The following is a 13,288-nucleotide window of genomic DNA, read 5'->3' as shown; positions in this document are numbered from 1 at the left end:
TCAGTCCTGATTGTCCAGAATCTCGCGCACCTTAGCAACCAGATCTCCGCGGGGCACTTCGAACTGGCTGGGCCGTTCTTTCCATTCCTCAAGCGTGGCGCTTTCGGCAATCTTGGCGCCAAGGATCAGGTCCTTGATCTGCACGATCCCATTTGCCTTTTCGTCACCGCCTTCGATCACCGCAATCGGAGAGTTCCGCTTGTCCGCATATTTCAGCTGATTTCCAAAGTTCTTAGGGTTGCCCAAGTAGACCTCGGCCCGGACTCCTGCATTCCTCAGTTCAGCGACCATCGTCTGGTAATCCGCCATGCGGTCGCGATCCATGACTGTCACAACCACCGGGCCAGTCGCTTGCGCCGCGATCCGCCCCTTTTCACGCAAAGCGGCCAGCAATCGGTCAACACCGATGGAGATGCCGGTCGCGGGTACTTCCTGTCCGGTAAACCGCTTGACCAGATCGTCATAACGACCACCACCCGAGACCGACCCGAATTGCCGCTTGCGGCCCTTCTCGTCGTATATTTCGAAGGTCAGTTCGGCCTCATAGACCGGCCCGGTGTAATAGCCGAGGCCACGCACGACCGAAGGATCAATCTCGATCCGGTCCGAACCATACCCGCCTGCATCCAGCAGCGCACCAATCTGCTCCAACTCAGCGATCCCGTCCGCACCGATCTTGCTGTCACCCACAGCGGCGCGCAGGTTGGCCAGCGTTCCGGCGGTATCTGCAGCTTTAGAAGTCAGGAAGGCAATCACCGGCTCGGCCTGATCACCGCTAAGACCAACACCATCGATAAAAGCGCCAGAGGCATCCAATCGGCCTTTGGTCAAAAGCTCACGCACACCAGCCTCGCCCACCTTGTCGAACTTGTCGATCGTGCGCAGAACATTATCTCGGGCGGCGGCGTCTTCACCCAAACCCATCGCTTCGAGCACACCATTCAGAACCTTACGGTTGTTGACCCGCACCAGATAGTCACCGCGCGGGATTCCAACGGTTTCCAGCGTGTCCGACAGCATAGCGCAAATCTCGGCATCCGCAGCCATTGAGGCCGTGCCCACCGTATCCGCATCGCACTGATAAAACTGGCGATACCGCCCCGGCCCCGGCTTCTCGTTCCGCCAGACCGGACCCATCGCATAGCGGCGATAAGGCGTCGGCAGATCGTTGCGGTGCTGCGCATAGACACGGGCCAGAGGCGCAGTCAGGTCATAGCGCAGCGCCATCCAGTCGCCATTGCCGCCTTCGTCAAATTCCTGCCATGCAAATACGCCCTCGTTCGGGCGGTCCACGTCGGGCAGGAACTTGCCCAACGCCTCAACCGTTTCAACCGCGCTGCTCTCCAAGGCATCGAACCCGTAACGATGATAGACGCCTGCAATCGTCCGCAGCATCTCGGTGCGCTGCGTGACTTCCTCGCCGAAATAGTCACGGAACCCTTTCGGCGTTACGGCCTTGGGGCGGGGCTGTTTCTTGGGCTTGGCCATGTGGGGCGTCCTTGGGATTTAGTGTTCCGCGCGCGGTCTATCCCATGGTCTGTTTCGGGGCAAGGCGGGGTTTCTCTGGCCAGGGCGTCACAGGGTCGCTATGAGACGCCTATAAGGAGAGCCCCATGCAGCATCTGGAAGAGCAGATCGCCCATCTGACCCGCACGGTTGAAGAGCTGAACTCGGTCGTCACAAACCAACAGAGCGAGATCGACCGCCTGACCCGCCGTGTTGAGATGTTGCTGCAGCGCGAGGCAGAGCGCGCACAGGAAGGCTCAGGTGGCGTTGTGTTCGGCGACGAACGCCCGCCGCATTACTGAGGGCAAGCTGATGGCGAGTGAGGACAGCAACGCGCAATGCGTGTGGATTGCCACGACGGTGAACAACATCAACGTCATCTCAGCGGTAATCCGAAAGGAATACACCCCTCAATGGCGTGAAAGGCAGTCGCCCGAGGATGTTGAGTGGTCCAAGCGAATGGTTCAGGAATCTGACTTGGGCTGGAAACGCGGTGAGCTGCTGACCAAAGCGCATATTGGTAGTCTGTGGTACTACAACTCAAAAGCCGAATACTACACTGCGCCGTTTATCAGCGGCGGCGGCTATCCTCTGGTTTCAGAAGCGGCCAAATCCGTTCTGGAACAGTTCGATCTGGGGAGCACGGTATTTCATCCGCTGACGTTGATGGATTCGACTGAAAACCACCTGACCACGTCCGAGCGGTATTATTTTCTGAACGTGTGCAACAAGCGATCCATGGGCAACTACGATGTTTTGGGGCCAGAGGGCGATATCCGTTCACCGCTGGACAACATCGGCAAGGGAACCTGCTACCTTCCTAGAAGCAATCAGGAATCTAAACTGGTAGTCATACCTGAAGCGCTTGGTGGACCGGACATCTGGCTGGACCCGAAAGTTCCGAACCTTCTCTTTTTGTCCGACCGTCTCGTCTCAGGCCTGAAAGACGCCCAAATGGACAGAGGCTGGGGCCTTGTGCGTTGTCCAGTGGGCAGGCTTTAGCGCTCGCAAGACCAAGCGCTCGCTTACAACCCCAGCGTCGACTTCACTGCATTGTCGACCACCCCGCCCAGAAGGGCGTTCTTATCTGCGGCACAACCTTCAGACAGCGCGGCGATGAAGGCTTCGCGCAGTTGGGCCTTTTCCTCGTCAGAGGCTGCATGATCCTGGATATTAATCTGGCGGTTGTAAAGTGACAGGGCCGTCATCTTTCCTACGACTTCGACAACAAAGGCTTCGTCCCCGTCGGCCTCTTCGGCGATCGAGGCGCATGTATAGTGCATCATAGGCAGGACGTCTTGCACCATCTGCTCAGCAGCCTCATCCGCGAAAGCAAACGTCGGAAGAACAAACAGCATGGCGCAGAAGGAAGATTTGATGGGATTTTTCAACATCATGATCACTTCCAGTTATGTCCGATAATCGCACCGGCCACCCCACCGACCGCAGCCCCTTTACCATCGCCGACCAGCGCGCCAACGCCCGCGCCGACCAAGGCCCCGGTAAGAGTGTTTTTCTTCTTTTTGTCGTCTGCATGTACCGCAGTGGCCAATGCAAGTGAACATGCCGCGGCGAGTGTAAATATCCTGAAAACATTGCCTGAACTTGCCATTTAGGAACCCTCCTGTGAAATGACCTTTGAGGATGTTCACCCAGCCTAGCGGGGTCCATCGCGTGTGGCAACATTACGGTTCGGGATCAGATTTCTTCGATCTCCGATATCCCCTCAAGCGACTTCAGCGCGCCTTTGATTTCTGGGTTGATCGGAAATTCCCGGCCCAGATCCATCTCGACCTCGCCTGGCAGTCCGGGATCGAATAGACAAACATAAACAGGTCCCTTGGCCACCCTTTTGGCCGAAGCCTCTGCGCCTTCCAGTACCGTGGCCATGTTCGGCAAAACCTTCGAATCCTCGACAAACACACGCAAACCCGTTGCACCCGCATCGGCCACAACTGTATCAACCGGACCAACGGACCGGCCCAGCAGTTTCAGCTGATCGGCCTCCATGGTCGCTTCGGCCGTCAGTACCACCTGTGCGCCGGTTTCCAGAAACTCTCGGGATTTCTCCAGTGTTTCCGAGAATAACGTGACCTCGAATGCTCCGGTGGGGTCAGAGAGCTGGGCAAAAGCGAACCGATTGCCGCGCGCTGATTTCCTTTCTTGCCGTCCGGCAACGACACCTGCCATCTTGGCAATAAATGGGCCAGAGCGCGCCTTTTCAGTCACCTGATCCAGTGTCAGTACCTGTTTGCGCTTCAGGGCCGGCATATAGTCATCCAGCGGATGGCCGGATAGGTAGAATCCGATGGCCTTGAATTCCTCGCTCAGGCGTTCGGCAGGTAGCCAATCAGGCGAAGGGGACAGACGCGGTTCGGGCAGGTCATCGCCTGCCTCGCCAAACAGGGAAACTTGGTTGGAATTCTTCTGCTCGTGAATCGCCGCCGAATACTGAACCAACGGATCAAGGCTTTCAAACACACGGCGACGATTTTTATCGAGCTCGTCAAAGGCACCGGCGCGAGCCAGCATCTCAAGCGGGCGTTTGCCGACCTTCTTCAGGTCAACACGGCGGGCGAAGTCGAACAGGTTTACGAAAGGCTTTTCGCCACGCCCCTCAACCACAAGATTCATTGCCTCGACGCCTACGTTCTTGAGCGCGCCCAGCGCATAGACCAAATGCCCATCGGCCACATCAAAGGTCGCTTGGGATCGATTCACGCACGGCGGAACATAGGGCAGCTGCAGCCCCTTGCGGACTTCCTCAAAATAGATCGCGAGCTTGTCGGTCAGATGGATATCGCAGTTCATGACACCTGCCATGAACTCGACCGGGTGGTTCGCCTTTAGCCAGCCGGTTTGATAGCTGACCACCGCATAGGCGGCGGCGTGGGATTTGTTGAAGCCATAGTTGGCGAACTTGTCCAGCAGGTTCCAGACTTCGGTCGCCTTGGCCTCATCCACATTGTTTTCGGCAGCACCTTTGAGGAACTTGGGTCGCTCTGCATCCATCGCCTCCTGAATTTTCTTACCCATCGCGCGGCGCAGCAAGTCCGCGCCCCCAAGGCTGTAACCCGCCATTTCCTGCGCGATCTGCATCACCTGTTCCTGATAGACGATGATGCCCTGCGTCTCATCCAAGATATGGTCGATGGACGGGTGCAGCGTGTCGCGTTCGCTAAGCTTGTTCTTGACTTCGCAGAACTTGGGGATGTTCTCCATCGGGCCGGGTCGATAAAGCGCGACGAGGGCGATGATATCCTCGATACAATCCGGCTTCATCCGCTTGAGCGCATCCATCATGCCCGAGGATTCAACCTGGAACACCGCCACCGTCTTGGCCGCCGAATAGAGTTTGTACGTCGCCTCGTCATCCAGCGGGATGGCGTTGATCTGATTTATTGCCCCTTCGGCGGGTTCATAGAGTTCCGTGCCATCGGGAGCAATGTGAAGGTCACGCCCTGACTTAAAGATCAAATCCATCGCGTTCTGGATCACGGTCAGTGTTTTCAGGCCCAGAAAATCGAACTTTACAAGCCCGGCCTGCTCTACCCATTTCATGTTGAATTGGGTCGCAGGCATGTCCGAACGCGGGTCCTGGTATATTGGAACCAGTGCATCCAGCGGCCGATCTCCGATCACCACGCCGGCAGCGTGTGTCGAGGCGTTGCGCAGCAGCCCCTCGACTTGCTGGCCATATGTGAGCAGACGGTCCACGACCTCTTCATTGCGTGCCTCTTCCCTCAGGCGCGGCTCATCCTTCAGTGCCTTTTCGATGGAAACGGGTTTGACGCCTTCGACTGGGATCATCTTGGACAGGCGATCAACCTGCCCGTATGGCATCTGCAATACACGCCCAATATCGCGCACAGCCGCCTTCGACAGCAAGGCACCGAAGGTGATGATCTGCCCCACTTTGTCGCGCCCGTATTTCTGCTGCACGTAGCGGATAACCTCTTCGCGGCGATCCATGCAGAAGTCGATATCGAAGTCGGGCATAGAAACCCGCTCGGGGTTCAGAAACCGTTCAAACAGGAGCGAATACCGCAGCGGATCAAGGTCGGTAATTGTCAGCGCATAAGCCACCAGTGATCCCGCACCCGAGCCTCGCCCCGGACCCACCGGAATGTCATGATCCTTGGCCCACTGGATAAAGTCGGCAACGATCAGGAAATAGCCGGGGAAGCCCATCCCTTCGATGATGCCAAGTTCGAAATCCAGCCGTTCCTGATATTCTTCAGGTGTCACGGCGTGCGGGATCACGGCCAGACGTTTTTGCAGACCCTCGTTGGCGATGCGACGCAGTTCGGCGACCTCATCATCTGCAAACTTCGGCAGGATCGGGTCGCGGCGATAAGCCATGAAGGCGCAACGTTGCGCGATTTCAACCGTATTCTCGACGGCTTCGGGCAGATCGGCGAACAGCGTCACCATCTCCTGCTGCGACTTGAAATAGTGCTGCGCGGTCAGACGTCGGCGACCGTCCTGCTGGTCGACATAAGCCCCCTCGGCGATACAGATCAGCGCGTCGTGGGCCTCGTACATGTCCGAAGTCGGAAAATAGACGTCATTGGTGGCCACCAGCGGCAGGTTCTTGTCATACGCCATCTCGACATGACCGCGCTCGGTCAAGCGCTCGGCCTCAGGTTGGCCTCCTTCGCCTGGGTGACGCTGCAACTCAACATAAAGGCGATCCGGGAAAATCGCGGACAAACGATCCACCAAAGCCTCGGCAGCAGGGCGCTGACCTTGCTGTAACAGCAACCCTACGGGCCCGTCTGGACCGCCGGTTAAGCAGATCAAATCATCTGCTCGTTCCGCCAATTCGTCCAAAGTGACCTGCGGCAACTGCCCGCTTTTGTCTACATACAGGCAGGAACTGAGCTTCATCAGATTCTCATATCCCACCTCGGATTGTGCCAGCAGCACCAGCGGCGCGGGTGCTTTGGGCTTTTCTCCCGGCTGCGCCTGAACGTAACTGAGATCGACCTGACAGCCCATGATCGGTTGCACACCTGCCCCGCTGGCGGTGACCGAAAACTCTAAGGCCGAGAACATTGAATTGGTATCCGTCACCGCGACGGCGGGCATCTGCATCTTCTGGCACAGGTCCGGCAGCTTCTTCAGCCGCACGGCGCCTTCCAGCAACGAATATTCAGTGTGAACGCGGAGGTGAATGAATCGGGGGGAACTGCTCATACAGGCTAAGCTATCTCAGCCAGCGACGTTGCAAAAGCGGGAACCGGCACCATCGAATGCCGAAAAAATCATCGGTGATTATTCGGCTTTTTCAGAAGGTGCTTCGGGCGCAGGAACGCACACCTTCACAAAAAGTGTTTATTTTCAATTTATTAAGTTTCACACATACACTACAATCATGGGCCGCTCGGGTGCAATGGTGTATCATATAGGCAGTTTTTCTTGCCAGATAAGGTGCGCTGTTTCTAACATCTGACGGCAAGCTACCGCCCGCCACTCTTTCTACGTCGCATCGAAGGAGGGCCGAACGGGCGCAACCGGGTAACGCGACGGGTTTCTCGAATGAACATCACGTTTCTTCTGAACGGAGAGACAGTGGAGCTGCCGGATGTCGATCCGACGGCCACCCTACTGGACTGGCTGCGTGAAGATCGCGGTCTGACAGGCACCAAAGAAGGCTGCAACGAAGGCGATTGCGGCGCGTGCACGGTCATGGTGACGGACGAAGACGGCGCAAAAGCTCTGAACTCCTGCATCCTGTTCTTGCCCCAGCTGCATGGCAAAGCGGTTCGTACAGTCGAAGGGGCAAGCGGCCCGGATGGCGAAGCACATCCCGTTCAACAGGCAATGGTTGACCTGCACGGCTCGCAATGCGGTTTTTGCACTCCGGGTTTTGTCATGTCGATGGTCGCCAGTCATGCGACGGGCGCCACGGATCATGACACCCAGCTTGCCGGAAACCTGTGCCGCTGCACTGGCTATGCACCGATTATTCGCGCTGCGAAAGCGGTCGAGGACCGTCCCGTGCCAGTCTGGGTCAAAGACAAGCCACTCGCATCTTCTGCTGCGTCGCGCATGCTGCCTGAATCTTCCGATGAACTGGCAGCTGTTTATGCTGAAAACCCAGATGCCACGCTGGTTGCCGGAGCAACAGATGTCGGCCTGTGGGTGACAAAGCAACTGCGCGACCTGGATCCAGTAATCTTCCTCAACCGTTGCGATGATCTCAAACAAATCACCATCACCGACGATGAAATTCGCTTTGGCGCAATGGTCGACATGAATCGGATGGGTGAGGCTCTGGCCGATCTTCACCCCTCTTACGCCGAAATGATCCGCCGCTACGCCAGTGTACAGGTGCGCCATGCCGCAACGGTGGGCGGCAACATAGCCAATGGCTCGCCCATTGGGGACAACCCGCCTGCGCTGATTGCTCTGGACGCAACCCTTCATCTGCGCAAAGGCGACACCCGCCGGTCCGTTCCGCTGGAAGAGTTCTTTATCGACTATGGCAAACAGGACCGCGTTCCCGGTGAATTCGTCGAAGCTGTCGGCTTCCCCCGTCAGCTGGATCGCCTGAAGGCCTATAAACTCAGCAAGCGGTTCGATCAGGACATCTCGGCCGTCTGCGGGTGTTTCAACATCACCGTCTCGGGCGGCATCGTCACGCAGGCGCGCATCGCGTTCGGCGGCATGGCCGGCATCCCGAAACGGGCAACCCATGTCGAGGCCGCATTGGTCGGTAAACCTTGGGCGCGCGAGACGATTGACGCCGCGCTGCCTGCCTTTGCTGACGATTATTCACCACTCACGGACATGCGCGCCTCGGCCACCTATCGACTGGAAACCGCCAAAGCGATGCTCGAAAGATACTTCCTGGAAGATCAGGGCGAAGTGACCAATGTGCTGGAGGTATCGGCATGAGCGTGACCAAACCCCTCCCCCACGACGCAGCACCGCTGCACGTTTCAGGAACCGCGCGGTATGTGGACGATATCCCAACACCCAGGGACAGTTTGCATCTGGCTTTTGGCCTCAGCCCGATTGCCAAAGGCAAGATCACCGCAATGGACTTATCTGCGGTGAAGGCTGCCGAGGGCGTCGTGATGGTTATGGCTGCGGATGATCTGCCCTTCGCCAACGACGTATCGCCTTCGATCCATGATGAACCGCTACTGTCGGACGGCACGGTTCACTATATCGGCCAGCCTGTGTTTCTGGTCATCGCCAGCAGCCATCTGGCCGCCCGCAAGGCGGCCCGTTTGGGCAAGATCGACTATGCCGAGGAAACCCCGATCCTAACCGTCGAAGAGGCTCTGGCCGCCGACAGTCGGTTCGAAGACGGCCCGCGCATCTATGCCAAAGGCAATGCTGATGCGGCTATTGCAGGATCCGCCCATGTGATCGAAGGGTCATTCGAGCTTGGCGGGCAGGAGCATTTCTATCTGGAAGGTCAGGCCGCTTTGGCCGTGCCGAATGAAGGCGCGGATATGCTGGTTCACAGCTCGACCCAGCACCCGACCGAGATCCAACACAAGGTGGCCGATGCATTGGGCGTTCCGATGCACGCCGTCAGGGTCGAGACCCGCCGTATGGGCGGCGGTTTTGGCGGCAAGGAAAGCCAGGGCAATGCGCTGGCAGTTGCTTGCGCGGTCGCCGCTCGCGCAACTGGCAAGGCGTGCAAGATGCGCTATGACCGCGACGATGATATGACCATCACCGGCAAACGCCACGCGTTCCGCATCGCCTATAAGGCCGGATTTGACGAGAACGGCCATATTCAGGGCGTCTCGTTCCACCACTACGCCATCTGCGGCTGGGCGCAGGACTTGTCCCTGCCCGTCGCCGACCGCGCGATGCTGCATTCGGACAATGCCTATCTGTTGCCAAATGCACGGATCGAAAGCCACCGGCTGAAGACCAACACCCAATCCGCCACCGCTTATCGCGGCTTCGGCGGCCCGCAGGGCATGGTTGGCATCGAACGCGTGATGGACCACGCCGCGTATGAGCTGGGTCTGGACCCGGTGGAACTGCGCCGCCGAAACTACTACGAACCGGCCCATGCGATTGCCGAGATCACGCCGTCCGAAAAGCCTTTGGGTCATCCCGACCCGCATGAGGACCTAACAAGCCGCGGCGCGGTCGAAACCGGGGACGCCCCCGTGCGCCCTCTGCCCGCTGGTGGCAATACCACACCCTACGGAATGGAGGTCAGCGATTTCGAATTGCACGGGATGACTCAGGCCCTACTGAAATCCAGCGATTACGAAACGCGCAAGGCCGCCATTGCGAAATGGAACGCCGAGAACAGCGTGATCAAGAAGGGCATTGCCTTTTCTCCGGTCAAGTTCGGGATTTCCTTCACGCTGACCCACCTGAATCAGGCAGGCGCTTTGGTGCATGTGTATCAGGATGGCTCGGTCCATCTGAACCACGGCGGCACCGAGATGGGTCAGGGTCTGTTCCAGAAGGTGGCACAGGTGGCGGCTTCGCGCTTTGGCATCCCCCTGGAGATGGTCAAAATCACCGCCACGGATACGGCCAAGGTGCCGAACACTTCGGCCACGGCAGCATCCTCGGGCAGCGACCTGAATGGCATGGCCGTGCAGGCGGCCTGCGATACGATCCGCGATCGAATGGCGGACTATCTGGCCGAGCGGCATCAGGCCGATCCGTCGACTGTCACCTTCTCTGATGGCCATGTTTCGGTTGGCGCAGAACGCTACACCTTCGCTGAAGCTGCGGCGCTGGTCTATCAGGGTCGGATCAGCCTGTCGGCGACCGGTTTCTACAAGACACCCAAGATCGAATGGGACCGGATCGCCGGACGAGGCCGTCCGTTCTTCTACTTCGCCTACGGAGCGTCGGTCACCGAAGTGGCCGTCGACACTCTGACTGGTGAGAACCGCATTCTGCGCACCGATATCCTGCATGATGCCGGTGCTTCGTTGAACCCGGCGTTGGATATCGGGCAGGTCGAAGGAGGTTATGTGCAAGGCGCGGGCTGGCTAACGACCGAGGAACTGGTCTGGGACGGCACGGGCAACCTGCGCACACACGCACCCTCGACTTACAAGATCCCCGCCTGCTCAGATCGACCCGACGTATTCAACGTCGCACTCTGGGATGCCGAAAACCGTGAGGACACGATCTATCGTTCGAAAGCGGTGGGCGAACCTCCGTTTATGCTCGGGATTTCCGCATGGCTGGCCCTGTCGAATGCGGTCGCGGCCTGTGGAGAGGTCTACCCCGCTCTTGATGCACCAGCCACGGCTGAAGAGGTTTGGCGCGGCGTCCAAAAGATGAAGGGAGGCATCTGATGGGAATTGACTTGGAGGCTTTGAGGGAGGCGGTCAAAACCCACGGAACAGTGGTCCGGGTGGTCATCGCCGGCATCAAAGGGTCGTCTCCACGTGAAGTGGGGGCCGCGATGCTAGTCTGGAAGGACGGGCAAAGTGGCACCATCGGTGGAGGCACGTTGGAGTATCAGGCAGCCGAAGCTGCGCGATCCCAAACCACCGCCACCCGACTAACGCATCACGCTCTTGGCCCCGACATGGGGCAATGCTGCGGCGGTGCAGTTTCATTGCTGAGTGAAGTATTTGATCATGAAGCGCTGAATGCACTGGACGATACCGTCATCGCGCGTTCGGCCTCGGGCGGAGAGATGCCGCTATCGGTCAAACGTCGGCTGGCGGCAGCGCGAGGACAGGGTGTCGCGCCCGAGCCCCAACTGATCGAAGGTTGGATGGTCGAACCCGTTCACAAACCGACGCGTAATCTGTGGATCTGGGGCGCAGGCCATGTAGGCCGGGCGCTGGTGGACGTTTTGTCCCCCCTACCCGATCTGGCAATCACCTGGGTCGATACCGGACCCGAGCGGTTTCCCGATGTGGTTCCAACCGGTGTAACCCCGGTTCCGACCGCAAAACCCGCCGAGCTGGTTCGCCACGCGCCAACCGATGCCGAGCATCTGGTGCTGACCTATTCGCACAATCTGGATCTGGAACTGTGCAACCGGCTGCTTTCGCACAATTTCCTCTTTGCGGGGCTTATCGGCTCGGCTACGAAATGGGCGCGATTCCGGTCGCGACTTGCAGCCCTTGGGCATCCGCCCGAGCGGATCAGCCGGATCACCTGTCCGATCGGCGATCCAGGCTTGGGCAAACACCCGCAGATGATCGCCGTTGGCGTGGCAGCGCAACTGTTACGCCCCGCCCGACAGAACGAATTGAAGAAGGACCTGAGCGCGTGACCACTCCACTTCTGAGCTTGCAAGGGCTGACCAAAGCCTATCCCGGCGTCGTGGCCAATGATCAGGTGTCCTTTGACATCGGTGAAGGCGAAGTTCACGCGCTGCTGGGCGAGAACGGCGCAGGCAAATCCACGCTTGTCAAAATGATCTATGGGCTGGTGAAGCCCGACAGCGGCTCAATGCTGCTGCGGGGGCAGTCCTATGCACCGCCTGAACCGCGCGCCGCCCGTGCGGACGGGATCGCGATGGTGTTCCAGCATTTTTCGCTGTTCGATGCGTTGAACGTCGCCGAGAATATCGCTCTGGGGATGGAGAACCCGCCCCCAATGGGTGATCTGGCGTCGCGTATCCGCGAAGTATCCGAAACCTACGGCCTGCCCTTGGACCCCTTCCGCACGGTTGGCGATCTGTCTGCAGGTGAGCGTCAGCGGGTCGAAATCATCCGCTGCTTACTGCAGGACCCAAAGTTGCTGATCATGGACGAGCCGACCTCGGTTCTGACGCCGCAAGAGGTTGAAATCCTTTTCAAAACGCTGAACAAATTGCGCTCGGAAGGGACATCGATCCTGTATATCTCGCACAAGCTGGAAGAGATTCGAACGCTATGCGACCACGCCACGATTCTGCGGCTGGGTAAGAATGTGGGCGAATGTGTACCAGCTGAAACCTCAGCGCGCGATATGGCTGAGATGATGGTGGGCTCGACCCTGCAGACACCTGAACGTTCCGGCCGGGAGTTCGGTGACGTTGCGCTGGATGTCAGCGGATTGTCAGTGCCGTCGCCGTCGGAATTCGGAACCGCGCTTCGCAACGTCCACATGACCGTCCGCAAGGGCGAGGTTCTGGGGATCGGGGGTGTCGCGGGGAACGGTCAGGATGAATTGCTGGGTGTGCTTTCTGGCGAAATTCCGACCACCGCAGATGCGATCAAATTCAGCGGTCAACCCATCGGCAAACTCGGCCCGACCGCGCGGCGTAAGCTGGGCGTGTTAACCGCGCCCGAAGAACGGCTGGGCCACGCGGCTGCCCCTGATATGAGCCTGACCGAAAACGCTCTGCTGACTGGGTCGGTCCGCGAGGGGCTAGAGAATAACGGCTTTCTGAAGTGGTCCGAGACCAAGAGCTTTGCCGAAAAGATCATTAGCGCCTTTGACGTGCGTACGCCGGGTCCTGAAAATGCCGCCCGGTCGCTGTCGGGCGGGAACCTGCAGAAGTTCGTGATTGGTCGCGAAGTGCTGCAAAACCCGGATGTTCTGGTCGTGAACCAGCCGACTTGGGGCGTGGATGCAGCGGCGGCGGCCTCGATCCGGCAGGCCATTCTGGATCTGGCGGCCAAGGGAACTGCGGTCATCTGTATCTCGCAAGACCTCGATGAACTGATGGAAATCTCAGACAGCTTTGCCGCCTTGAACGAAGGACGACTAAGCGCCCCGCGTGAAACTACGGGTCTGACGGTCGATGAGATCGGCCTGATGATGGGCGGCGCGCATGGCATGGAGGTGGCCCATGTCTAAACAGTTAAAAGAAAAGAGAAACGCGGGGGTA

The 13,288-nt window shown here is 58.6% G+C and carries 10 protein-coding genes; 6 read left to right on the top strand and 4 right to left on the bottom strand.

All coding sequences use genetic code 11. From position 1 onward, the window contains the following. Positions 1 to 1,488 carry a histidine--tRNA ligase gene (gene hisS / locus ACR0MP_RS15235; RefSeq protein ID WP_170401912.1) on the bottom strand — a complete coding sequence of 496 codons (1,488 nt, stop codon included), beginning with the start codon at positions 1,486 to 1,488 and terminating at the stop codon, positions 1 to 3. A gap of 125 nt (positions 1,489 to 1,613) precedes the next feature. Between hisS and ACR0MP_RS15230 the strand changes: the two genes are divergently transcribed. Together ACR0MP_RS15230 and ACR0MP_RS15225 are read left to right on the top strand one after the other, a co-directional pair. Continuing rightward, on the top strand, positions 1,614 to 1,808 hold the full coding sequence (locus tag ACR0MP_RS15230; protein WP_010443294.1) for a SlyX family protein: 195 nt from the start codon (positions 1,614 to 1,616) through the stop codon (positions 1,806 to 1,808). 10 nt (positions 1,809 to 1,818) lie between these two features. Next, the gene (locus tag ACR0MP_RS15225; protein WP_170401916.1) at positions 1,819 to 2,508 is read left to right on the top strand and encodes an imm11 family protein; all 690 of its coding nucleotides are present in this window, start codon (positions 1,819 to 1,821) and stop codon (positions 2,506 to 2,508) included. 23 nt (positions 2,509 to 2,531) lie between these two features. Here ACR0MP_RS15225 and ACR0MP_RS15220 read toward each other — a convergent pair whose 3' ends face one another. The 3 genes from ACR0MP_RS15220 to dnaE all read right to left on the bottom strand — a co-directional run bounded on the left by ACR0MP_RS15220 (position 2,532) and on the right by dnaE (position 6,705). After that, the gene (locus ACR0MP_RS15220; protein WP_170401919.1) at positions 2,532 to 2,903 is read right to left on the bottom strand and encodes a YmgD family protein; all 372 of its coding nucleotides are present in this window, start codon (positions 2,901 to 2,903) and stop codon (positions 2,532 to 2,534) included. 2 nt (positions 2,904 to 2,905) lie between these two features. After that, positions 2,906 to 3,118 (bottom strand): YMGG-like glycine zipper-containing protein, encoded by a 213-nt coding sequence (locus tag ACR0MP_RS15215; RefSeq protein WP_170392486.1) that lies wholly within the window; start codon positions 3,116 to 3,118, stop codon positions 2,906 to 2,908. An 86-nt stretch (positions 3,119 to 3,204) separates the two neighbouring features. Beyond that, on the bottom strand, positions 3,205 to 6,705 hold the full coding sequence (gene dnaE, locus ACR0MP_RS15210; RefSeq protein ID WP_480887107.1) for a DNA polymerase III subunit alpha: 3,501 nt from the start codon (positions 6,703 to 6,705) through the stop codon (positions 3,205 to 3,207). A gap of 342 nt (positions 6,706 to 7,047) precedes the next feature. Between dnaE and xdhA the strand changes: the two genes are divergently transcribed. Genes xdhA through ACR0MP_RS15190 form a run of 4 tightly spaced genes read left to right on the top strand, consistent with a single transcriptional unit; the run spans position 7,048 to position 13,257 of the window. Then, positions 7,048 to 8,409 (top strand): xanthine dehydrogenase small subunit, encoded by a 1,362-nt coding sequence (gene xdhA / locus ACR0MP_RS15205; protein WP_170401925.1) that lies wholly within the window; start codon positions 7,048 to 7,050, stop codon positions 8,407 to 8,409. After that, entirely contained in the window at positions 8,406 to 10,808 is a 2,403-nt protein-coding gene (gene xdhB / locus ACR0MP_RS15200) for a xanthine dehydrogenase molybdopterin binding subunit (protein ID WP_480887105.1), read from the top strand. The genes xdhA and xdhB overlap by 4 nt, the downstream gene beginning before the upstream one ends. After that, positions 10,808 to 11,743, top strand: a complete 936-nt coding sequence (xdhC, locus tag ACR0MP_RS15195; protein WP_170392490.1) for a xanthine dehydrogenase accessory protein XdhC — start codon at positions 10,808 to 10,810, stop codon at positions 11,741 to 11,743. The genes xdhB and xdhC overlap by 1 nt, the downstream gene beginning before the upstream one ends. After that, positions 11,740 to 13,257 carry an ABC transporter ATP-binding protein gene (locus tag ACR0MP_RS15190; RefSeq protein WP_170401928.1) on the top strand — a complete coding sequence of 506 codons (1,518 nt, stop codon included), beginning with the start codon at positions 11,740 to 11,742 and terminating at the stop codon, positions 13,255 to 13,257. Before xdhC ends, ACR0MP_RS15190 begins: the two co-directional genes overlap by 4 nt. Positions 13,258 to 13,288: the final 31 nt, after the last annotated feature.

The sequence above is a fragment of the Ruegeria sp. K3 genome (assembly GCF_056531845.1).
The sequence above is the reverse complement of the archived record's forward strand: the minus strand, read 5'-3'. Positions and strand labels throughout refer to the sequence as shown.

Bases quoted from the DNA above. Each gene is read 5' to 3' on its own strand.
- xdhA (WP_170401925.1), top strand. From the start codon at position 7,048: ATGAACATCACGTTTCTTCTGAACGGAGAGACAGTGGAGCTGCCGGAT.
- ACR0MP_RS15220 (WP_170401919.1), bottom strand. From the start codon at position 2,903: ATGATGTTGAAAAATCCCATCAAATCTTCCTTCTGCGCCATGCTGTTT.
- xdhC (WP_170392490.1), top strand. From the start codon at position 10,808: ATGGGAATTGACTTGGAGGCTTTGAGGGAGGCGGTCAAAACCCACGGA.
- hisS (WP_170401912.1), bottom strand. From the start codon at position 1,488: ATGGCCAAGCCCAAGAAACAGCCCCGCCCCAAGGCCGTAACGCCGAAA.
- ACR0MP_RS15215 (WP_170392486.1), bottom strand. From the start codon at position 3,118: ATGGCAAGTTCAGGCAATGTTTTCAGGATATTTACACTCGCCGCGGCA.
- xdhB (WP_480887105.1), top strand. From the start codon at position 8,406: ATGAGCGTGACCAAACCCCTCCCCCACGACGCAGCACCGCTGCACGTT.
- dnaE (WP_480887107.1), bottom strand. From the start codon at position 6,705: ATGAGCAGTTCCCCCCGATTCATTCACCTCCGCGTTCACACTGAATAT.
- ACR0MP_RS15230 (WP_010443294.1), top strand. From the start codon at position 1,614: ATGCAGCATCTGGAAGAGCAGATCGCCCATCTGACCCGCACGGTTGAA.
- ACR0MP_RS15225 (WP_170401916.1), top strand. From the start codon at position 1,819: ATGGCGAGTGAGGACAGCAACGCGCAATGCGTGTGGATTGCCACGACG.